The organism is Agrobacterium sp. CNPSo 3708, assembly GCF_028674915.1.
GTDB classification, from domain to species: domain Bacteria; phylum Pseudomonadota; class Alphaproteobacteria; order Rhizobiales; family Rhizobiaceae; genus Agrobacterium; species Agrobacterium cavarae.
Genome location: NZ_JAQZSF010000032.1, coordinates 1 through 201, shown reverse-complemented (window position 1 = coordinate 201; position 201 = coordinate 1). Strand labels below are relative to the sequence as shown.

Annotated in this window: 1 protein-coding gene; it reads left to right on the top strand. The window is 56.7% G+C overall.

What is annotated here, in order from left to right:
• Positions 1-201, top strand: a 201-nt coding sequence (locus tag PVA19_RS22345; RefSeq protein ID WP_274104285.1) for a porin, incomplete at both ends; no start/stop codon positions are given.

The following is a 201-nucleotide window of genomic DNA, read 5'->3' as shown; positions in this document are numbered from 1 at the left end:
ATGAACATCAAGAGCCTTCTCATTGGCTCCGCTGCAGCTCTTGCAGCAGTATCTGGCGCAAAGGCCGCTGACGCGATCGTTGCTGCTGAGCCTGAGCCACTGGAATACGTTCGCGTTTGCGACGCTTTCGGCGCAGGCTTCTTCTACATTCCTGGTACGGAAACCTGCCTGAAGTTCGGCGGCTACGTTCGTTTCCAGACC